General features: G+C 55.7%; 20 protein-coding genes. 7 read left to right on the forward strand and 13 right to left on the reverse strand.

Going from position 1 to position 20,270, the window contains the following annotated elements; genetic code table 11:
- Positions 1-14: 14 nt before the first annotated feature.
- Together dxs and ACJY2L_RS11880 are read left to right on the forward strand one after the other, a co-directional pair.
- Complete coding sequence (gene dxs, locus ACJY2L_RS11875) at positions 15-1,880, forward strand: 1-deoxy-D-xylulose-5-phosphate synthase (protein WP_439212724.1); 1,866 nt, start codon at positions 15-17, stop codon at positions 1,878-1,880.
- Between the two features lie 93 nt (positions 1,881-1,973).
- The gene (locus ACJY2L_RS11880; RefSeq protein WP_439212723.1) at positions 1,974-2,948 is read left to right on the forward strand and encodes an aldo/keto reductase; all 975 of its coding nucleotides are present in this window, start codon (positions 1,974-1,976) and stop codon (positions 2,946-2,948) included.
- 54 nt (positions 2,949-3,002) lie between these two features.
- On the opposite strand, the gene pgpA is transcribed toward ACJY2L_RS11880, so the two are convergent.
- The 6 genes from pgpA to nrdR all read right to left on the reverse strand — a co-directional run bounded on the left by pgpA (position 3,003) and on the right by nrdR (position 7,195).
- A complete protein-coding gene (gene pgpA, locus ACJY2L_RS11885) occupies positions 3,003-3,503 on the reverse strand; it encodes a phosphatidylglycerophosphatase A (protein ID WP_264273058.1) in 501 nt (166 codons plus the stop codon).
- The gene (gene thiL / locus ACJY2L_RS11890; RefSeq protein WP_067428364.1) at positions 3,490-4,464 is read right to left on the reverse strand and encodes a thiamine-phosphate kinase; all 975 of its coding nucleotides are present in this window, start codon (positions 4,462-4,464) and stop codon (positions 3,490-3,492) included. Before thiL ends, pgpA begins: the two co-directional genes overlap by 14 nt.
- A 176-nt stretch (positions 4,465-4,640) precedes the next feature.
- A complete protein-coding gene (nusB, locus tag ACJY2L_RS11895; RefSeq protein WP_067428361.1) occupies positions 4,641-5,060 on the reverse strand; it encodes a transcription antitermination factor NusB in 420 nt (139 codons plus the stop codon).
- A 19-nt stretch (positions 5,061-5,079) separates the two neighbouring features.
- Positions 5,080-5,550, reverse strand: coding sequence for a 6,7-dimethyl-8-ribityllumazine synthase (gene ribH, locus ACJY2L_RS11900; RefSeq protein ID WP_067428359.1), 471 nt, complete (start codon positions 5,548-5,550; stop codon positions 5,080-5,082).
- Positions 5,551-5,638: 88 nt separating this feature from the next.
- Positions 5,639-6,742: a bifunctional diaminohydroxyphosphoribosylaminopyrimidine deaminase/5-amino-6-(5-phosphoribosylamino)uracil reductase RibD gene (ribD, locus tag ACJY2L_RS11905; RefSeq protein ID WP_439212722.1), complete on the reverse strand. Its 1,104-nt coding sequence runs from the start codon at positions 6,740-6,742 to the stop codon at positions 5,639-5,641.
- Positions 6,743-6,745: 3 nt separating this feature from the next.
- Positions 6,746-7,195, reverse strand: coding sequence for a transcriptional regulator NrdR (gene nrdR / locus ACJY2L_RS11910; RefSeq protein ID WP_439212721.1), 450 nt, complete (start codon positions 7,193-7,195; stop codon positions 6,746-6,748).
- Positions 7,196-7,359: 164 nt separating this feature from the next.
- Here nrdR and lysM point away from each other — a divergent pair, with 164 nt between their 5' ends.
- Both lysM and ACJY2L_RS11920 read left to right on the forward strand, forming a co-directional pair.
- Entirely contained in the window at positions 7,360-7,797 is a 438-nt protein-coding gene (gene lysM, locus ACJY2L_RS11915) for a peptidoglycan-binding protein LysM (protein WP_439212720.1), read from the forward strand.
- Positions 7,798-7,808: 11 nt separating this feature from the next.
- Positions 7,809-8,369 (forward strand): DUF3251 domain-containing protein, encoded by a 561-nt coding sequence (locus tag ACJY2L_RS11920; protein WP_439212719.1) that lies wholly within the window; start codon positions 7,809-7,811, stop codon positions 8,367-8,369.
- A gap of 47 nt (positions 8,370-8,416) precedes the next feature.
- Here ACJY2L_RS11920 and secF read toward each other — a convergent pair whose 3' ends face one another.
- The 5 genes from secF to queA form a co-directional block, all read right to left on the reverse strand.
- Positions 8,417-9,328, reverse strand: a complete 912-nt coding sequence (secF, locus tag ACJY2L_RS11925; RefSeq protein WP_439213086.1) for a protein translocase subunit SecF — start codon at positions 9,326-9,328, stop codon at positions 8,417-8,419.
- A 68-nt stretch (positions 9,329-9,396) separates the two neighbouring features.
- The gene (secD, locus tag ACJY2L_RS11930; protein WP_439212718.1) at positions 9,397-11,244 is read right to left on the reverse strand and encodes a protein translocase subunit SecD; all 1,848 of its coding nucleotides are present in this window, start codon (positions 11,242-11,244) and stop codon (positions 9,397-9,399) included.
- Positions 11,245-11,271: 27 nt separating this feature from the next.
- Positions 11,272-11,604 carry a preprotein translocase subunit YajC gene (gene yajC, locus ACJY2L_RS11935; RefSeq protein WP_067428341.1) on the reverse strand — a complete coding sequence of 111 codons (333 nt, stop codon included), beginning with the start codon at positions 11,602-11,604 and terminating at the stop codon, positions 11,272-11,274.
- A 24-nt stretch (positions 11,605-11,628) separates the two neighbouring features.
- Positions 11,629-12,753 carry a tRNA guanosine(34) transglycosylase Tgt gene (gene tgt / locus ACJY2L_RS11940; RefSeq protein ID WP_187487842.1) on the reverse strand — a complete coding sequence of 375 codons (1,125 nt, stop codon included), beginning with the start codon at positions 12,751-12,753 and terminating at the stop codon, positions 11,629-11,631.
- A gap of 68 nt (positions 12,754-12,821) precedes the next feature.
- On the reverse strand, positions 12,822-13,892 hold the full coding sequence (queA, locus tag ACJY2L_RS11945; protein WP_067428335.1) for a tRNA preQ1(34) S-adenosylmethionine ribosyltransferase-isomerase QueA: 1,071 nt from the start codon (positions 13,890-13,892) through the stop codon (positions 12,822-12,824).
- A gap of 94 nt (positions 13,893-13,986) precedes the next feature.
- Here queA and ACJY2L_RS11950 point away from each other — a divergent pair, with 94 nt between their 5' ends.
- From ACJY2L_RS11950 to ACJY2L_RS11960, 3 genes are all read left to right on the forward strand, one after another.
- Complete coding sequence (locus ACJY2L_RS11950) at positions 13,987-14,568, forward strand: ACP phosphodiesterase (RefSeq protein WP_067428332.1); 582 nt, start codon at positions 13,987-13,989, stop codon at positions 14,566-14,568.
- 109 nt (positions 14,569-14,677) lie between these two features.
- Positions 14,678-15,943, forward strand: a complete 1,266-nt coding sequence (locus tag ACJY2L_RS11955; protein ID WP_439212717.1) for a mechanosensitive ion channel family protein — start codon at positions 14,678-14,680, stop codon at positions 15,941-15,943.
- 97 nt (positions 15,944-16,040) lie between these two features.
- Positions 16,041-17,294, forward strand: coding sequence for a histidine-type phosphatase (locus ACJY2L_RS11960; protein ID WP_439212716.1), 1,254 nt, complete (start codon positions 16,041-16,043; stop codon positions 17,292-17,294).
- Positions 17,295-17,348: 54 nt separating this feature from the next.
- On the opposite strand, the gene proY is transcribed toward ACJY2L_RS11960, so the two are convergent.
- A complete protein-coding gene (gene proY / locus ACJY2L_RS11965; protein ID WP_187486218.1) occupies positions 17,349-18,701 on the reverse strand; it encodes a proline-specific permease ProY in 1,353 nt (450 codons plus the stop codon).
- A gap of 67 nt (positions 18,702-18,768) precedes the next feature.
- The gene (brnQ, locus tag ACJY2L_RS11970; RefSeq protein WP_067428323.1) at positions 18,769-20,088 is read right to left on the reverse strand and encodes a branched-chain amino acid transport system II carrier protein; all 1,320 of its coding nucleotides are present in this window, start codon (positions 20,086-20,088) and stop codon (positions 18,769-18,771) included.
- Positions 20,089-20,270: the final 182 nt, after the last annotated feature.

Genomic DNA, 20,270 nt, shown 5'->3' on the forward strand with positions numbered 1-20,270 from the left:
ATAATGAGTCACTGATGAGTTTTGATACAGCAAAATACCCGACACTGGCGTTAGCAGAAAGCGTTCAGGAGTTACGTTTATTGCCTAAAGAGAAGCTGCCAACCTTGTGTGGCGAGCTGCGGCAATACCTGCTGGATAGCGTAAGCCAGTCCAGCGGGCACTTTGCTTCCGGCCTCGGCGTGGTGGAACTGACCGTTGCGCTGCATTACGTTTATAACACGCCTTTTGATCATCTGATCTGGGATGTGGGCCATCAGGCTTATCCACACAAGATTTTGACCGGCCGCCGCGATCGCATCGGCACCATCCGCAAAAAAGGCGGTCTGCATCCGTTCCCGTGGCGTGACGAAAGTGAATATGACGTGCTGAACGTTGGCCACTCTTCGACCTCGATCAGCGCCGGCCTGGGCATGGCCGTGGCGGCGGAAAAAGAGGGCCAGGGCCGTCGTACCGCCTGCATTATTGGCGATGGCGCAATCACTGCCGGTATGGCGTTTGAAGCGATGAATCATGCCGGCGACATCAAAGCGGATCTGCTGGTTATTCTGAATGACAACGAAATGTCGATCTCAGAAAACGTTGGCGCGCTTAATAATCGCCTCGCACAAATCCTGTCGGGTAAAACCTATTCTCGTCTGCGTGAGGGCAGTAAAAAAGTGCTGACCGGCCTTCCGCCGATTAAGGAGCTGGTGAAACGCACCGAAGAGCACCTTAAAGGCATGGTGGTGCCCGGTACGCTGTTTGAAGAGCTCGGTTTTAACTACATCGGCCCGGTTGACGGTCACGATGTGCTGACGCTGGTGCAGACGCTGACGAACATGCGCGCGCTAAAGGGCCCGCAGTTCCTGCACATCATGACCAGAAAAGGCAAAGGCTATGCGCCTGCGGAAAACGATCCGATCGCCTGGCATGCGGTGCCGAAATTCGACCCAGCCAGCGGTTTGCTGCCGAAAAGCGCGGAAAGCCATCCCAGCTATTCAAAAGTGTTTGGCAGCTGGCTCTGTGAGATAGCAGCGACCGACAGCAAGCTGATGGCGGTGACGCCAGCCATGCGCGAAGGTTCTGGCATGGTGGCATTCTCTCGTGATTTCCCGGCGCAATACTTTGACGTGGCGATTGCCGAACAGCACGCGGTGACCTTTGCCGCAGGCCTGGCTATCGGTGGTTATAAGCCGGTCGTGGCAATTTACTCAACCTTTTTGCAGCGCGCCTACGATCAGCTGATTCATGACGTGGCGATTCAAAAGCTGCCGGTGCTGTTTGCTATCGATCGCGGCGGTATTGTGGGTGCCGATGGTCAGACGCATCAGGGCGCCTTTGATATCGCCTTTATGCGCTGTATACCCGGCATGGTGATCATGACGCCAAGCGATGAGAATGAGTGCCGGCAAATGCTGTATACCGGCTACCATTACAACGCGGGTCCGAGCGCCGTGCGCTATCCTCGTGGTAACGGCATTGGCGTGCCGCTGGAGCCGATGCGCGAACTGCCGTTGGGCAAAGGCGTTATGCGTCGTGAAGGCGAGAAGCTGGCGATTCTTAACTTCGGCACCCTGCTGCCGGAAGCGGCCGCGGCCGCCGAGGCGCTGAATGCGACGCTGGTCGACATGCGCTTCGTGAAACCGCTGGATGAAGCGCTGATTCTTGAGCTGGCAGCGAGTCATGAAGCGCTGATCACGCTGGAAGAAGGTGCCATCAAAGGTGGTGCAGGCAGCGGCGTGATTGAGTATCTGATGGCGAAACGCGTTCTGGTGCCGGTACTGAACATCGGCCTGCCTGACGAGTTTATTCCGCAGGGCACACAGGACGAAATTCGGCAGGATTATCTGCTTGATGCTAAAGGCATTCAGCAGCAAATCACCGATTGGCTCGCGCAGTAATCTCCTTGTCTGCTCCCCATTCGGGGAGCAGAGCAGCTGCTATGCTTAGTGAATATTTGGCTGGAGAGCCGTTCGCAACGCACAGGAGCAATCATGAATACCCTCAAATTTGGCCACAGCGATCTGCAGGTTTCCCAACTCTGTCTGGGTTGTATGACCTATGGCGAACCCGAGCGCGGTAACCATCCGTGGACCTTGCCAGAAGCCAGCAGCAGGCCGTTAATCAGGCAGGCGCTTGATGCAGGCATCAACTTCTTTGATACCGCTAATAGTTATTCAGATGGCAGCAGTGAAGAGATTGTCGGCCGCGCGCTGCGTGACTATGCGCGACGTGAAGAAGTGGTGGTTGCCACCAAAGTCTTCTTCCCAATGAGCAACCTTTCGCGCGGCCTGTCGCGTAAAAATATCCTGCAATCGATTGATGACAGCCTGAACCGGCTGGGCATGGAGTATGTCGATTTACTACAGATTCATCGCTGGGATTATGAAACGCCGCTGGAAGAGACGCTGGAGGCGCTGCATGACGTGGTCAAAGCGGGTAAAGCGCGCTATATCGGCGCATCGTCCATGTTCGCATGGCAGTTCAGCAAGGCGCTGTATACCGCCGATCTGCACGGCTGGACGCGCTTTATCAGCATGCAGGATCAGTATAATTTGATTCAGCGTGAAGAGGAGCGTGAAATGCATCCGCTGTGTCAGGCTGAAGGCATTGCCGTGATGCCGTGGAGTCCGCTGGCTCGTGGACGTCTTACCCGCGCCTGGGGCGAAAATACCGCCCGCTCCGCTTCTGACGAATATGGCAAAACCCTGTATAACTCCGCCGAAGAAAATGATGCGCTGATTGCTCAACGCGTAGCCGAACTGGCTGAGCAAAAAGGGGTGAGCCGGGCGCAGATTGCACTTGCCTGGATGCTGCATAAACCGGCGGTGACCACGCCAATTATCGGCGCATCAGGCGCTGAACAGCTGGCAGATTTGGTAAAGGCAGTTGAGGTATCGCTCAGCGAGGAAGAGATGGCGAGCCTGGAATCCATTTATCAGCCGCACGCGGTCACCGGCTTCGACTAATGATGAGCAGTTAACGATATCAGGGCCGATAACATCGGCCCTGATTTTACCGGATCAGAACAGCCAGTAGTGCCCCATCAAATAGAGCAGCGCCGCAGAGATGACCCCGGCGATAATGTCATCGACCATAATGCCCATGCCGCCATGCACATTGCGATCAAACCAGCGAATAGGCCAGGGCTTCCACATATCGAAGATACGAAAGGTAATAAAGCCAATCAGTACCCACTGCCATTTCATCGCCGGAATGGTCATCAGCGTTATCCACATGCCAATAAATTCATCCCAGACAATGCTGCCATGATCGTGAACGCCCATATCTTTTGCCGTACGATGACAGAGATAAACGCCCACCGAAATGCCGATCAACACCAGCAAATAGTAGATCTGCAACGGCAAAAAGGTCATCAGATACCAGAACGGAATCGAGGCCAGCGAACCCATGGTGCCCGGCACATAACGGCTGAGGCCGCTGCCAAATCCGGTTGCCAGCAAATGCCAGGGATTGCTCATTTTCAGGCGGCTGCGCGCCACATCTTTATCACGAGTCAAAATGGTCGAATCCTTTCAGGTTAAGTTTCACCGCATCGCCCTGCTGTAGCAGCACCAGTCCTTCTGACTCTGAAGTCATCTGGCCCACACAGGTATAAGGCACGCCAAGATGGCCCAGCGCGACATCCAGCGCGCCGCGATTGATCTCCGGCACCGTGAAGCAGAGCTCATAATCTTCGCCGCCGCTCAGTGCCCAACGCAGGCTCTGCTCAGGCGTGAAATGATCGCGGAGTGTGGAAGAAAGCGGCATGGCATCAAGATTAAGTCGCGCACCGCAACCGCTGGCCTGCAGGATATGACCGAGATCGGCGATCAGTCCATCCGAAATATCGATGGCAGCGCTGGCCAGGTTACGCAGCGCCTGGCCTTGCAGAATACGCGGCATTGGCCGCAAATGGCGTTTGATTAACGCTTCATGCACCGCCGGATCGTCAATGCGTACATGGTGCTGCAGCAACGCCAGCCCAGCCGCGCTGTCGCCCAGGGTACCGGTGACAAAAATCCAGTCCCCCGGCCGGGCGCCGGAACGCTTCAGCGCCTTACCGGCGGGAATCAGCCCGTGAATACCGAGCGTAATGCTGCGCGGCCCGCGCGTGGTATCGCCACCAATCAGCTGCATATCGTAGTAATCCAGCGATTCAAACAGGCTGTCGCTGAAGGCGGCAATCCAGGCTTCATCGATGTCGGGAAGGGTCAACGCCAGCGTTAACCACGCCGGATCGGCGCCCATTGCGGCTAAGTCGCTGAGGTTTACGGCCAGCGCTTTGTAGCCTAAATCAGCAGGATGAATATCACGCAGGAAGTGTACGCCCTCAACCAGCGTATCGGTGCTGATCGCCAGCGTGCGTTTTTCCGGGACGTTGAGCAACGCGCAATCGTCACCGATGCCCTTTTCGACATCACGGCGCGAGCTGGTTACACGATTGAAATAGCGCGCGATGAGTTCAAATTCGCCACATGCCATGGTTTTATTCCGGGTTCTAAAGAGAAAAGGCCAGAAATTCTGGCCTCATTGTTCCCGTCAAACCTTGAGCTGCAGGCATGTTGGCTGCATCTGTTTCCCGGTTACAAATATCACTCTGCACCGGGACTGGAGAGGCGACTTGCCTTCCTGCAATGCGAAGGTTTAAGGGCGTTAGACTATTTTTTGTTTGGGCGAATGTGTGGAGCGGCTTTATCCAGCACGCCGTTGACAAACTTATGGCTGTCTTCGGCACCAAATACTTTAGCCAGCTCAATCCCTTCGTTGATCGCCACTTTATACGGCACATCGCTGCGTTTGCTCAGTTCATACAGAGAAATACGCAGGATAGCTTTCTCAACCTGACCCAGCTCTTCGAGCTGGCGTGACAGGTAAGGCTTCATCAAACCATCGAGATAAGCGCTGTTGGTCGCTACACCGGTCAGCAACTCGCGAAAATAGGTAATATCGACGTCTTTAACGTCTTGTTCCGCCAGAAACTGATATTCGACATCAGCAATGTCGTTATGAGATAACTGCCAGGAGTAAAGCGCCTGGACAGCACATTCACGGGCGCGGCGACGAGCAGCAGGTTTCACAAAATTCCCCTTACAAAAATCAGGCCTTGATGGCTTTCAGTACATTAATCATTTCGAGTGCGGTCAGCGCAGCTTCAGCGCCTTTATTACCCGCTTTGGTGCCGGCGCGTTCAATCGCCTGCTCAATGTTTTCGGTGGTCAGCACGCCAAAGGCAACCGGGATAGCGCTGTCCATAGCGACGCTGGCGATGCCGGAACTGGCTTCACCCGCAACATATTCAAAGTGGGCAGTGCCGCCACGGATAACCGTACCGAGCGCGATAATCGCGTCATATTTACCGGTGGTGGTCAGCGCGCGCGCCGCCAGTGGCAGTTCATAAGCGCCGGGTACCCAGACAACGGTGATGTTGTCATCCTGTACCTGACCGATGCGTTTCAGGGCATCGATAGCGCCATCCAGCAGGCTGTCGTTAATGAAGTTGTTAAAACGCGCAATCACAATGGCAATACGCGCGTCAGGCGTGGCAACGGCAGCTTCGATAATCTTCATAGTTTTCCTTTCAGGGTTCTGTTTATGGCCCCGCAGGGGGGCGGATTCTATCATACTCTTCTGCGGTCTGCTTACGCTTTCCACGTGCTCAAATTGATTTCAGCGTCAGGCGGATATCGGACCCAATCTGGCGCATATCGCTAAAGACAAACTGTGGCGCATCGGCCAGCCGATCCAGCCCGGGCAGCGCGCACAGGCCACGGGCATCATTGCCCAGCAGCTTAGGCGCCATATAAACGATCAGTTCATCCACGACACCGGCGCGTAGCAGCGCACCCGCCAGCGTGGCACCGGCTTCGACCCACACGCTGTTGATCTGGCGTTTACCCAGCAGCATCATCATCGCCACCAGATCCAGCCGTTGTTGATAGCGCGGTACCATCATTTGTTGCACGCTGTCGGGCCATGGCTGCGCATCACTTTCTGCGCGTGCCAGCCAGGTTTCGCCGGGCTGCTGAATAAGCTTGTGCTCTGGTGTTACCCGATTCTGGCCGTCGACGATCACTCTGATCGGCTGGCGCAACGATGATGTGCCGTAGTGCTGCTGCGTTGCGGCGCTGAGTTCATCCCAGCGCACGGTCAGCGAAGGATCATCTGCCAGCACCGTCGCGCTGCTGCTTAAAATGGCGCTGCTCTGCGCGCGCAAACGTTGAACATCGCGTCGCGCTTCGGCAGAGGTTATCCACTGGCTTTCGCCGCTGGCCATCGCCGTGCGGCCATCAAGTGACGCGCCGAGCTTTAACTGCACCCATGGAAAACCGGTACGCATGCGCTTCAGAAATCCGCGGTTTAGCGCTTCGGCCTCGGCGTTCATCAGGCCATGACTGACTTCAATGCCATGTTGCTGCAGGCGATGTAAACCGCGCCCCGCCACTTCCGGATTGGGATCCTGCATCGCGGCTACTACGCGGCTAATGCCAGCAGCAATCAGCGCATCGCAACAGGGCGGCGTGCGGCCAAAGTGGCTGCAGGGTTCAAGGGTAACGTAAGCGGTAGCACCGCGTGCGCGATCGCCTGCCATGCGTAAAGCATGCACTTCCGCATGCGGTTCGCCTGCGCGCTGATGCCAGCCTTCGCCGACAATCTCGCCGTCGCGCACAATAACGCAGCCAACGTTGGGATTTGGCGTGGTGGTAAATATTCCGCGCCGCGCCAGTTCCAGCGCCCGCGCCATGTAGAATTCATCATGCATAGCTCAGTCCTGTAACCGCGCAATCTCTTCGCCAAATTCGCGAATATCTTCAAAGCTTCGATACACCGACGCAAAACGAATATAGGCGACCTTGTCGAGTTTTTTTAGCTCATCCATCACCAGGTTGCCGATCATTTTGCTCGGCACTTCACGTTCCCCAGTGGCACGCAGCTGCGTTTTGATGTGGCTGATGGCATTCTCAACGTCATCAGAATTCACTGGCCGTTTTTCCAGCGCCTTCATCATGCCGCGGCCCAGCTTATCTTCGTTAAAGGGTTCGCGAACGTCATTGCTTTTTACCACCCGCGGCATCACTAATTCTGCCACTTCAAAAGTGGTAAAACGCTCGTGGCACATCAGGCACTGCCGACGGCGACGCACCGATGAGCCTTCGCTAACCAGACGGGAATCAATCACTTTGGTATCGACCGCTGAGCAAAATGGGCAATGCATGATCTTTCCTGGAACAAGCCAAAATTGAGAGACAGTGTAACGCGAACTCAGGGCTAACAGAAATCTTTGCCACGCTTTTCGCCCGTTTGGTTAAGCAACAAAGGGGGCAAAAATCGGCTATGCTTAGCTGTGCGCAAACGCGCCAGTCAACCAAGGAGCTTAAAATGGGATTATTTAACTTTGTAAAAGAAGCGGGTGAAAAACTTTGGGACGCGGTGCACGGCAGCGACGATCAGAGTAAAAAGTTGCAGGAGCACATCAACAAGCTCGGCTTACCTGGCACTGAAAACGTTAACGTAAAAGTGGAAGATGGCAAAGCCGTGGTTACCGGTGAAGGCCTGTCACAGGAACTGAAAGAGAAAATCCTGATCGCAGCAGGTAACGTGGCAGGCATCACTGCGGTTGACGATCAGATCAAAACCGCGCAGAGCGAACCTGAAGCGAAATTCTATCAGGTGAAAAAAGGCGATACGCTGAGCGCGATTTCGAAAGAGATGTACGGCGATGCCAACCAGTACAACAAAATTTTTGAAGCCAACAAACCGATGCTGACCAGCGTGGATAAAATTTATCCGGGTCAGACGCTGCGTATTCCGCAATAAGCGAGCCGGTGATGAAACGCACGCTTGTTCCACTGACCATGATGCTGGCGCTTTCTGCCTGCAGCTCGCCACCGCAACCTGCCGTGGCTGAACTGCATAACGAAGCGGGCAAGCTCAATCAGCAGGTGCGACAGTTGACTAACCAGGCATCAGCGATTGAACGGCAAAGTCAGCTTAATCTCAACTCGACCAGCGGCGCATGGCTGGTTCCTGCCGCTAACACGCCGGTCGAGCTGTTAAGCAACGCCGGTAAAATCCGGTTGTCGCTGAGCCATGTCGCACAGGAGGCCAACGGTACGCGAGCGATACTGCACTTGCGTAGCGCCGACGCCGCCTCGCTACCTGGCATGACGGCGAAAATTCAGTGGGGACAGCTCGATGCCGCCAGCGGCAAGCCTTTGCAGGCTGAAAGCCTGTCGCAGGAGATCGCCATTCCTTCTTCGCTGATGCCACAGGCTGACGCAGAAGTGCCATTACGCCTTAGCGGTGTCATGCCACAACAGCTGATTTATGTGCGGGTGCACGATCTTGTGGTCACTTCGCCTGCAGCTAGCGTCGAAAAACAACCATAAAAAAACGGGCTACCTGCGTAGCCCGTTTTCTCTTTCACTGCATCTTATCAGGGTAAAATGGAAGGCTGGTCAGCGCCCTCTTTCTCCACCTTCTGAATCAGCATATGTTCACGTTTCATACCCAGCTTCAGCGCCAGCGCCGAGGCAACGTAAATTGATGAAATCGTACCGATTGACACGCCGATCAGCATGGTCAGTGAGAAGCCTTCCAGCAGCGCACCACCAAAGATAAACAGCATCAATACCACCACCAGCGTCGTCGCCGAGGTCATGATGGTACGGCTCAGCGTCTGCGTCAGCGAGACGTTAACAATATCGTAAGGCGTTCCGCGGCGAATCTTGCGGAAGTTCTCACGAATACGATCCGATACCACAATACTGTCATTTAGCGAGTAGCCGATCACTGACATTAGCGAGGCGATAATCGTGAGGTCAATCTCGATATGAAACAGCGACAGGATGCCCATGGTGATGATGACGTCATGCGCCAGCGCCAGTACGGCACCCAGCGCCAGACGCCACTCAAAGCGGAAGCCCACGTAGATCAGGATACTGATCAGCGCGGCCAGCAGCGCCATGCCGCCCGCCTGCGCCAGATCGCTACCCACGCTCGGGCCAACAAACTCAATACGCTTCACCGTGGCGTTCTGACCGCTGGCCTGATCGACCACCGTCACCACTTTATTGCCCAGTTCCTGACCCGCATTACCGGCATTCGGCGACAGACGCACCATTACATCGCGACTGCTGCCAAAATTCTGCACCTGCGGTTCTGCAAAGCCTGATTTTTCCAGCGCACCGCGCAGAATATCAAGATTGGCAGGCTGTTCGAGCGTGATCTCAATGACGGTACCGCCGGTGAAATCGAGCCCCCAGTTGAAGCCACGCACGCCCATAACGATCACCGAAGCGATCAATAACAGACCGGAAAGCGTAAAGGCCAGTTTATCCCAGCGCATAAAGTCATGAACTTTACGGCCATAGTTTAGTTGTTCAACACTGTGTTGCTCTGACACGTCGTTACTCCTCAGATTGACAGCTTGTTGACGCGCTTGCCGCCATACAACAGGTTAACGATAGCGCGCGTGCCGACAATCGCCGTAAACATCGAGGTCAGAACGCCAATGGCGGTCGTGATCGCGAAGCCTTTGATGGAGCCGGTGCCCACAGCATAAAGAATGATCGCCGTGATCAGGGTGGTCACGTTGGCATCAATAATACTGGAGAACGCACCTTTATAGCCTTCATGGATCGCTTGCTGAATGCTGCGACCGTTTTTCAGCTCTTCTTTAATACGTTCGTTAATCAGTACGTTGGCATCCACCGCGACCGCCAGCGTTAACACAATACCGGCGATACCCGGCATGGTGAGCGTCGCGCCAGGCAACAGGGACATAATGCCGACAATCAGCACCAAGTTTGCCACCAGCGCCGTGGTGGCAATCACACCGAACTTTTTGTAGTACACCACCATAAACACGATAGAGGCGATCAGCCCCCACAGGCAGGCTTGCAGACCCTGATTGATATTCTGCTGGCCCATGGTTGGACCAATAGTGCGTTCTTCAACAATCTGAATCGGCGCAATCAGCGCGCCCGCACGCAGCAGCAGCGACAGCTGGCGCGCTTCGTTGGCGTTGTTGATGCCGGTAATACGGAAGCTGTTGCCGAGGCGGGACTGAATGTTCGCCACGTTAATCACTTCTTCCTGTTTTGCCAGAATCGTACGGCCATTGGCATCTTTTTTACCGCTGTCTTTGTACTCAACAAACAGCGTCGCCATCGGCTTACCAATATTATCTTTGGTAAAGGTCGACATGGCGTTACCGCCTGCGCCATCCAGCGAAATGTTTACCTGCGCCTGGTTGTACTCATCCATGCTGGAGGTCGCATCAGTGATGTGATCGCCTGTCAGGATAACGCGTTTGTAAAGGACAACCGGCTGGCCTTCACGGGTGGATTTCACTTCAGAATCGCCAGGCACGCGGCCATTAGCGGCTGAAGTAGCATCCACATTGGTGTTCACCAGGCGGAACTCCAGCGTTGCGGTTGCGCCAAGGATCTCTTTTGCCCGTGCCGTGTCCTGAATACCCGGCAGCTCAACCACGATGCGATCGGAACCCTGACGCTGTACCAATGGCTCAGCCACGCCCAGCTGGTTCACACGGTTACGCAAAATAGTGATGTTCTGCTGAACCGCATATTCGCGCGCTTCACGCAGACGTTCATCGGTCATCACTGCACGCAGTGCATTGCTGCCGCTGTTATTGAACACCAGATCGCGATGGCGGGATGTCAGCCAGGTTACCGCATCGTCACGCGCTGCCGCGTTGCGGAACTGTATTTCCACGCCGTAGTCAGGAATTTTGCGTACGTTGGTATAAGGAATGGATTTGTCACGCAGATCGCTGCGCAGCGTGTCGGTGGTCTGCTCCTGCAGTTTCCCCAGCGCAGTGTCCATATCCACTTCCATCAGGAAGTGCACGCCGCCACGCAGATCGAGACCGAGCTTCATCGGCTCAGCCGCCAGCATGCTCAGCCAGCGCGGGGTGGCCGGCGCAAGATTGAGTGCCACAACATAGTCGTCGCCAAGTACCTTAGTCATCGCCTCACGGGCGCGTAACTGCACATCCGTGTCGGCAAAGCGGGCCAGAATGGCACCATTTTCCAGCGCCAGCGATCGGCTCTGAATATTGTCCTGTTTTAATGCGTTCTGGATCTGAACCAGCGTTTGCTCACTGGCGGCGCTTCCACGCGCGCCAGTGACCTGAACAGCCGGATCCTCACCATAGAGGTTGGGAAGCGCATACAGCAGACCGACCACGAGCACGACGATCAGCATGATGTACTTCCACAAAGGATAACGGTTTAACACGGCAGTTCCCTATGGGAAAACAAAGAATTAAAGCGCTTTCATCGTACCTTTCGGCAGGACGGCAGCCACGAAATCACGTTTCACAACCACTTCGGTGGTGTCATTCAGGGCAATCGCAACGTAACCGGTTTCAGCAACTTTGGTCACGCGACCCACCAGGCCGCCGGTGGTCAGCACTTCGTCACCTTTGGAGATGGAATCCATCAGCTTCTTGTGCTCTTTCGCACGCTTTTGCTGCGGGCGCAGAATCATGAAATAGAAGATCAGACCAAAGACAACCAGCATGATTACCAGAGAATAAGGACTTCCCTGTGACGGAGCGCCTGCTGCAGCCACGGCGTCAGAAATGAAAAAGCTCATTAAATTTCCCTCATTGATTAATTATCAGACGTTTAAAGGCGGAACTGCTTTGCCCGTCCGCTCGTAGAACTCGGTCACGAAGCGCTCTAATTTACCTTCTTCAATAGCCTGACGTAAACCAGCCATCAAACGCTGGTAATAACGCAGGTTGTGAATAGTGTTCAGACGCGCGCCCAGTATTTCGTTACAGCGGTCGAGATGATGCAAGTAGGCACGGCTGTAATTGCGACAGGTGTAGCAATCACACTCCGCATCCAGCGGGGAGGTATCAGCTTTATGCTTCGCATTGCGGATTTTCACCACGCCATCGGTGACAAAAAGATGGCCATTGCGCGCATTACGGGTTGGCATGACACAGTCAAACATATCGACGCCACGGCGCACGCCTTCTACCAGATCTTCCGGTTTGCCGACGCCCATCAGATAGCGCGGTTTGTCTGCGGGAATCTGCGGACAAACGTGCTCCAGAATGCGGTGCATATCCTCTTTTGGCTCACCGACCGCCAGGCCGCCCACAGCGTACCCATCAAAGCCGATCTCTACCAGCCCTTTAACCGAGACATCTCGTAAATCTTCGTAAACACTGCCCTGAATAATGCCGAACAGCGCATTTTTATTTCCAAGGGAATCAAAGCGATCGCGACTGCGCTGCGCCCAGCGTAACGACATCTCCATCGACCGTTTGGCATAATCCCAGTCGGCCGGATACGGCGTACATTCATCAAAAATCATCACGATGTCAGAGCCGAGATCGTGCTGAATTTCCATCGACTTTTCCGGGTCGAGGAAAATCTGATCGCCATTAATCGGATTGCGGAAATGCACGCCCGCTTCGGTGATTTTACGGATATCGCCCAGGCTAAATACCTGGAAGCCGCCGGAGTCGGTGAGAATCGGCCCTTTCCACTGCATAAAATCGTGCAGATCGCCGTGCAGCTTCATCACTTCCTGCCCGGGACGCAGCCAGAGATGGAACGTGTTACCGAGAATAATTTGCGCGCCGGTTTCCAGCACTTCTTCCGGCGTCATGCCTTTCACCGTGCCGTAAGTGCCGACCGGCATAAACGCAGGGGTTTCGACTACGCCACGATCAAAAATCAGGCGGCCACGGCGTGCGCGCCCGTCTGTAGTATCCAGTTCAAACTTCACGTTACCTCCACCAGAGAAACAGTCTGATGTAAATGTTGATATCGGCAGGAAACGCCCTGCCGGGAGAATCAGTCGCCGACCTTTTCGTCGATCGCCTGAGGATTCATGGTGATATACATCGCATCGCCGTAGCTGAAGAAGCGATAGGCTTCGGCCACCGCCTGTTGATAGGCGTGCATGGTATGACGATAACCGGCGAAGGCAGAAACCAGCATGATCAGCGTCGATTCCGGCAGGTGGAAATTGGTAATCAGCGCGTCGATCACCTGATAGCGATAGCCCGGATAGATGAAAATTTTGGTGTCATCAAAGAACGGGGCAATTAGCGCCTGTTCACTGGCTTGTGCCGCGCTTTCCAGCGAGCGCACCGAAGTGGTACCTACCGCGACAACCTTGTTACCGCGCGCCTTACAGGCCAGCACCGCATCCACAACCTCCTGCGGCACTTCGGCATATTCGGCATGCATGATGTGCTCTTCAATAGTATCCACGCGTACCGGCTGAAAAGTCCCAGCGCCAACGTGCAGCGTAACAAACGCCATCTCTACGCCTTTTTCGCGCAGTGCCGCCAGCAGCGGCTCATCAAAATGCAGGCCAGCGGTCGGGGCGGCAACGGCGCCAGGGCGCTCGCTGTATACCGTTTGGTAAAGCTCACGATCGGAGGCTTCGTCCGGGCGATCGATGTAAGGCGGCAGCGGCATGTGCCCTACCGCATTCAGAATATCCAGCACCGCGCGATCGTCTTCAAAAACGATCTCAAATAGCGCATCGTGGCGCGCGACCATGGTGGCCTTCACGCTCTCATCTTCGCCCAGCAGCAACGCCGCGCCCGGCTTCGGCGCTTTGGAAGCGCGCACATGGGCCAATACACGTTTGTCATCCAGCATGCGTTCAACCAGCACTTCAATTTTACCGCCGCTCGCCTTGCGGCCAAATACGCGCGCCGGAATCACCCGCGTATTGTTAAAAACCAGCAGGTCGCCACGATTAAGCTTATCCAGCACGTCGGTAAAACGACCGTGCGTCAGCTCACCGCTCGGCCCATCCAGCGACAGCAAACGGCAGCCGCTACGCTCGGTTTGCGGATAGCGGGCGATAAGAGAATCAGGTAGGTCAAAAGCGAAATCAGCGACGCGCATAGATTATTTCTTTACTGGTGTGAAACAGGCGGCATAGTCTAGCGGAAAAGCTCAACATTCTGAACCATTCCTGACAGGAGATCGCGCCAACACTATGAACTTTCTCGCCCATCTGCATCTGGCTCGTCTTGCCGACAGCGCCCTACTGGGCAATCTGATGGCAGATTACATTCGCGGCAACCCAGTGCCTCAGTGGCCCGATGCTATTGCCGAGGGCATTGCGCTGCACCGACGCATCGATGCCCGCACGGATTCACTGGCTGAAGTGCGTGAAGCGCGCAGCCATTTCCGGGCGCTGACCCGGCGCGTCGCGCCGATCACCTTAGACGTCATCTGGGACCATTTTCTCGCTCGCCACTGGCAGCAGATCAGCCCAACCCAGAGTCTGCGCGACTTTTTATCCCAGGCGGAAGCGGAAGTTATGCCGCAGCTGGCCGGTACGCCCGAAGGTTTTCAGCAGCTCAATCACATTCTCTGGCGTGAGCGCTGGATGGAACGCTATGCCGATGCCGCCTATCTGCAACCGGTGCTGAACGGCATGGCCAACCGCCGGCCAAAGCTGGCGGCACTGCGCGATTCTTATGACGACTTCGTTGATAACTACGCCCTGCTTGAACGCCTTTTCTGGCAGTTTTATCCCCGCATGATGATCGACGCGCAACAAAAAACGCTGTAACTGCATCGCCCTGATAACTGAGAAAACCAGACCGGTCTGTTGTCGATCCGCCCATCGGGGCGGGTAGACTTGCCGCCTTTATTGCTTTCGCACATTTATCAGGGAACTTATGCTTTCTTATATTCACTACTGGCTGGATGCGTTTTCCATCCCCTACGCCGAACCCATTGCGCTGGCCGCGGTGCTGGCGGTTATTTTACTGATCTCGCTGCTGGTCAACAGCATTCTGCACCGCAGCGTACTGCCATTCCTGCGCCGCCGCGCCGAAGCGGGCCGTTATCAGTGGGCAAAATCATTGATGCAGTGCAAGTTGTTCAGCCGCATCGCGCTGCTGGTGCAGGGCATTTTGCTAAAGTTACAAACCGAGCTTTTCCTCTATGACAGCATTCAGGTCCACAACGCGCTGATCGTTTTCTCACAAATCTGGATGATGATTTTCGCCCTGCTGGTGTTCTTCTCGCTGCTGGACGTACTGTTGACGCTTTCCGCTAACAGCGTCATTGCCCAGCAACTGCCGTTGCGCGGCATCTTTCAGAGCCTGAAGCTGATCGCGGCGATCCTGATGATCATCATGATCGTCTCCGTGCTGATCGGCAAATCTCCGCTGGTATTGATCACCGGTCTCGGTGCCATGACCGCGGTGCTGATGCTGGTTTTCAAAGATCCTATTCTCGGCCTGGTGGCCGGTATTCAACTCTCTGCCAACAATATGCTCAAGATTGGCGACTGGCTGGAGATGCCAAAATATGGCGCAGATGGCGACGTTATCGACATCAATCTGACTACCGTGAAGGTGCAAAACTGGGATAAAACCATCACCACTATTCCCACCTATGCATTGATTTCCGACTCCTTCAAAAACTGGCGCGGCATGGCTGAATCGGGCGGGCGGCGCATCAAGCGCAGTGTGCATATCGATACCACCAGCATTCGCTTCCTCACCGACCAGGACATGAGCGAGCTGAAACGCGCGCACATTCTGGTGCCGTACATCGAACAGAAAACGCAGGAAGTCAGCCAGTACAATGCACAGCTGGGCTACGATCTCGCTTCACCGTTAAATGGCCGTCGCCTGACCAATGTCGGCACCTTCCGTGTCTGGCTGGAAGCCTGGCTTAACGCACATCCGCAGATTCATCAGGAGATGACGTTAATGGTACGCCAGCTGGCGCCGGGTGCAGATGGTTTACCGGTGGAAATCTACGCCTTTACCAACACCACGGCGTGGACCGAATATGAAGGGATTCAGGCGGATATTTTCGACCATATTTTTGCCGTTCTGCCCGCCTTTGGTCTGCGTGTTCATCAGGCGCCAACCGGCAACGATATGCGCATGATGGCCAGTGGATTACGCGACGGCAGCGCCACGGCGTAACGCGCCTGGGCTGAACTGTTCAATCCAGGAGGATTGAACACTGCAATAGCTGCCGTTCTGGTTCACACTACGCGGCAGTAAATTGCAGGAGTCAGAAATGCGTAAAACAGGGATTCTGTCACTGGCCAGCATGCTGGTAATCAATGCTGCCGCGGCGGCGTCGTCGTGGCAGCTGGAAAAAGTGGTCGAAATCGACCGTCACAGCGTGCGGCCACCGACGGTGGGTAATCAGAAAGCAATGGAGGCGGGCAGCGATCGCCGCTGGCCAGCGTGGCAGACCGCCGCAGGTGAACTTACCGCGCACGGCTATCAGGCGGCCGTTAATCACGGCCGCTATGCCGGAGAAAGTGCGCGCGAGTCCGGGATGCTGGCTGATGGCTGCCCCGATGCTGATGCGGTGTATATTCGCGCCAGCCCCTTGCAGCGCACCCGCGCTACCGCCGAGGCGCTGGCTGAAGGCGCCTTCCCCGGCTGCAAGGTGCCGGTGCATGTCGCCAGCGGCTACGATCCGCTGTTCCAGAGTGAGCATCTGCCCGCCGCCGTGCTCGACCCGCACAAAGTGCATCGCGCGACCCTGCAGGCCGCCGGCGGCGATCTCAATACGCTGCAACATCGATTACGTGCTGATATCGCCCGTTTGCAACAGGCGGTTTGTCAGCCTGGCAAACCCTGCCCGACGTTTGCCCAGCGCTGGCAAATTGAGCCAGGCGGTGACGGTCGTGCCAGCATTCGTGGGCTGCGCGATATGGCCGACATGGCGGAAAGCATTCGGCTGGCCTGGAGCAACCACAATCCGCTGTCGGAGGTGGCGTTCGGCCATGTGCGCAGCGCCGACGACGTCGCGGCCCTGCTGCCGCTGCTGACCATAAACTACGATCTTACCAACGATGTGCCTTACATCGCGCAGCGTCGCGGTGCAGTGTTGCTCGATCAGGTTAGCAAAGCGCTACAGTCGGAAGCCACCGCTAACGCCCCGCCCGCCACCCGCTGGCTGGTGCTGGTCGGCCATGACAGCAATATCGCCTATCTGCGCACCCTGCTCGGTTTTCACTGGCAGCTGGGCAACTATCCGCGCGGCAATATTCCGCCCGCCAGCCGTCTGGTGTTTGAACGCTGGCGCGATACGCGTAGTGGCGATCGCTTTCTGCGCATCTATTTTCAGGCACAGTCGCTGGATCAGCTGCGCAATCTGACGCCGCTTAACGCGCAGCAGCCACCGTTAGAACAGGAGTTTTCACCAGAGGGATGTGAGAAGCGTGAACCGGGCATGCTTTGCCCATACAGCACGATGATGACGCACCTGCGTGCCGCTGTGGATAACAGCGCGACCACGCAGGTGGAATACGATTAATCACGAGAAACCGCTTAACGCTACGACGACGGGGCATTGCGCCCCGTCAGCGTATTACGACTGACGACGTACCAGCTTGTATCCCGCCAGCAGCAGTACAATCCACACGGCGCCAACATAGAGCGACACGCGCGTATCGGGGAAATAGCCAATCAGCCCGATGATAAACAGCAGGAAAATCACCGCGAAACCGGCGGTATAGCTGCCACCCGGCAGCGCAAACTGCAGCTTCTTCGCCGCTTCCGGGCCAATCTTACGGCGAAAGGCGATCTGTGAGCAGAGAATCATGATCCAGACCCACACCGTGGCAAAGGTTGCCAGCGAGGCGATGACCAGGAATACGCTTTCCGGCATCAGATAGTTCAGGTAAACCGCCGCCAGCATGGCGATCATCATCACTACTACCGTGACCCACGGAATGCCGCGATTTGAGACCTTCATAAACACTTTCGGTGCGTGCCCCTGCTCCGCCATGCCGTGCAGCATGCGGCCGACGCCAAACACATCACTGTTCACCGCGGACAATGAGGCGGTAATCACCACAAAATTCAGCAGTGAAGCCGCAGCGGCAATACCGAGATGCTGGAAGGTCAGTACAAACGGACTGCCTGCGGTGCCTACCTGATTCCACGGATAAATAGACATAATCACAAACAGCGTGCCGACATAAAACACCAGGATACGCATCGGCACCGAATTAATGGCGCGTGGAATCGAGGTGGCTGGATCGTCCGCTTCGCCAGCGGTAATACCGATAATTTCAATGCCGCCGTAGGCGAACATCACCATTTGCAGCGACAGCAGCATGCCGACGATACCGTGCGCAAAGAAGCCGCCGTTGCTCCACAGGTTATGGATACCGGTCGGCTGGCCACCGTTGCCGATGCCCCAGATAATGATGCCGAAACCGGCCAAAATCATGATGATGATGGTGGCCACTTTGAAGAACGAGAACCAGAACTCCACCTCGCCAAACACCTTCACGCTCAGCAAGTTTATGCCGCCGATGATCAGCACCACGCTGAGCACCCAAATCCAGTGCGGCACGTCAGGAAACCAGACGCCCATATAAATACCGAATGCCGTAACGTCGGCAATCGCCACGATAAGGATCTCGAAGCAGTAGGTCCAGCCGGTGATATATCCGGCGATCGGGCCGAGGTATTCCTGCGCGTAGCGTGAAAACGAACTGGCCTGCGGATTATTGACCGACATTTCGCCCAGCGCCCGCATGATGATGTAAGCGATGGCGCCGCCGATAATATAGGCAAGCAGCACGCTCGGCCCGGCCATTTTTATCGCATCGGCGGAACCGTAAAACAACCCGGTGCCGATGGCCGATCCCAGCGCCATAAAGCGAATGTGGCGCGTGCTCAGTCCGCGTTTGAGCGTATTGGTCTCTTGCATAACAACCTGTTACCTGTAAATGAAAAAACCACGGGCAAGCCCGTGGTCCGTAAAACCGTACTGCCGGTTACTGGTGCGCAGTAACCTGCTGACGACCCAAAACCCGGTCGATCACTGCCGCAATCAGCAGCATCACCAGTGACGGTGGCAGCCAGGAAAGCCCCTGCTCCGCCAGCGGCAAATGCGTCATGACGTCTGGCAGCATGCCGGAAAAGCTGGTGGTTTTAATGGCATCAACGATGCCAAACAGCAGGCTTACCAGCATAGCCGGTGCCACGATGCGTGCACTTTTATTCCACCAGCTAAGGGTAAAACTCAGCACGACGAGCACGATGCACGGCGGATATATTGCGGTCAGAACCGGGATAGAAATCTGGATTAAATGGCTCAGGCCGAGATTAGACACCAGCATCGAGAAGAGGCCAAGGATAATTACCAGGGTTTTGTAAGATAAGGGCAAATATTGCGCAAAGAACTCAGCACAGGCGCAGGTCAGGCCAATCGCCGTCACCATACAGGCGACAAAAATCAGCGCGGCAAGGAAAATCGAGCCGTAGTTGCCGAAGGTCTGTTGCACATAGGCATGCAGGATTTCGGCGCCATTAGCATCCGGTTTCACCAGCGAACCGATGCCGGAACCGAGCTGGAACAGGCTCAGGTACACCAGCGTTAAGCCGACGCCCGCAATCAGGCCAGCCATAATGGTGTAACGGGTCAGCAGCTTGCTGTCCTCAACACCACGCGAACGGGCAGCATTGACAATCACGATGCCGAACACCAGCGCGCCCAGCGTATCCATGGTCAGATAGCCGTTAACGAAGCCGGTGGAAAACGCCGCGTGCTGATAACTCTCCGCCGCTGATTTTAAACCGCCTGCTGGCCAAACCAGCGCGGCGATACCGAGCACGGTCAGCGCCACAATTTTCAGCGGGGCCAGGTAGTGGCCCACGGTATCCAGCAGTTTGCCCGGATAGAGCGAAATGGCGATCACCAGCGCAAAATAGATCAGGCTGTAGACAAACAGCGGCATGGTGCCGTCGCCGGTCAGCGGCGCGATGCCGACGGCAAAAGAGACGGTCGCGGTACGTGGCGTGGCGAACAGTGGGCCCACCGCCAGGTAGCAGACGGTGGCCAACAGCAGGCCTGCCGCTTTACCAATCGGCGAACTGAGCGCGTCAATGCCGCCGCCGACGCGCGCCAGCGCGATGACCGTCAGCACCGGTAGCCCAACCGCGGTGATCAAAAAGCCGATAGCGGCTACCCAGACGTGATCGCCTGACTGCATGCCGACAACCGGAGGAAAGATAATATTGCCCGCGCCGACGAACAGGGCAAAGGTCATAAAGCCCAGCGCGAGGATATCCCTGGAAGTTAAACGATGTTTCATAGACGGCCCGTACTGTTGTTGCGATGAGTGATGTTTGGGTTGTCCAGCCTGTGGATGTTTTCGTGCAGCATCCTTCAGGGAAAAAGCGGCAAAATAATGCGGAGCTTTAAACGCAGAAATAGCGAGCAGATCTGTTATTTACACAGTGCAATATGCGGACAACGGCGCCAAGTAAATCGTTT

The organism is Duffyella sp. Ts4 (genome assembly GCF_051851875.1).
GTDB classification, from domain to species: domain Bacteria; phylum Pseudomonadota; class Gammaproteobacteria; order Enterobacterales; family Enterobacteriaceae; genus Duffyella; species Duffyella gerundensis.

Coding starts and splice junctions, on each gene's coding strand:
- dxs (WP_439212724.1), top strand. CDS start 15: ATGAGTTTTGATACAGCAAAATACCCGACACTGGCGTTAGCAGAAAGC.
- ACJY2L_RS11880 (WP_439212723.1), top strand. CDS start 1,974: ATGAATACCCTCAAATTTGGCCACAGCGATCTGCAGGTTTCCCAACTC.
- thiL (WP_067428364.1), bottom strand. CDS start 4,464: ATGGCATGTGGCGAATTTGAACTCATCGCGCGCTATTTCAATCGTGTA.
- ribH (WP_067428359.1), bottom strand. CDS start 5,550: ATGAAGATTATCGAAGCTGCCGTTGCCACGCCTGACGCGCGTATTGCC.
- ribD (WP_439212722.1), bottom strand. CDS start 6,742: ATGCATGATGAATTCTACATGGCGCGGGCGCTGGAACTGGCGCGGCGC.
- nrdR (WP_439212721.1), bottom strand. CDS start 7,195: ATGCATTGCCCATTTTGCTCAGCGGTCGATACCAAAGTGATTGATTCC.
- lysM (WP_439212720.1), top strand. CDS start 7,360: ATGGGATTATTTAACTTTGTAAAAGAAGCGGGTGAAAAACTTTGGGAC.
- ACJY2L_RS11920 (WP_439212719.1), top strand. CDS start 7,809: ATGAAACGCACGCTTGTTCCACTGACCATGATGCTGGCGCTTTCTGCC.
- secF (WP_439213086.1), bottom strand. CDS start 9,328: ATGCGCTGGGATAAACTGGCCTTTACGCTTTCCGGTCTGTTATTGATC.
- yajC (WP_067428341.1), bottom strand. CDS start 11,604: ATGAGCTTTTTCATTTCTGACGCCGTGGCTGCAGCAGGCGCTCCGTCA.
- queA (WP_067428335.1), bottom strand. CDS start 13,892: ATGCGCGTCGCTGATTTCGCTTTTGACCTACCTGATTCTCTTATCGCC.
- ACJY2L_RS11950 (WP_067428332.1), top strand. CDS start 13,987: ATGAACTTTCTCGCCCATCTGCATCTGGCTCGTCTTGCCGACAGCGCC.
- ACJY2L_RS11955 (WP_439212717.1), top strand. CDS start 14,678: ATGCTTTCTTATATTCACTACTGGCTGGATGCGTTTTCCATCCCCTAC.
- ACJY2L_RS11960 (WP_439212716.1), top strand. CDS start 16,041: ATGCGTAAAACAGGGATTCTGTCACTGGCCAGCATGCTGGTAATCAAT.
- proY (WP_187486218.1), bottom strand. CDS start 18,701: ATGCAAGAGACCAATACGCTCAAACGCGGACTGAGCACGCGCCACATT.
- brnQ (WP_067428323.1), bottom strand. CDS start 20,088: ATGAAACATCGTTTAACTTCCAGGGATATCCTCGCGCTGGGCTTTATG.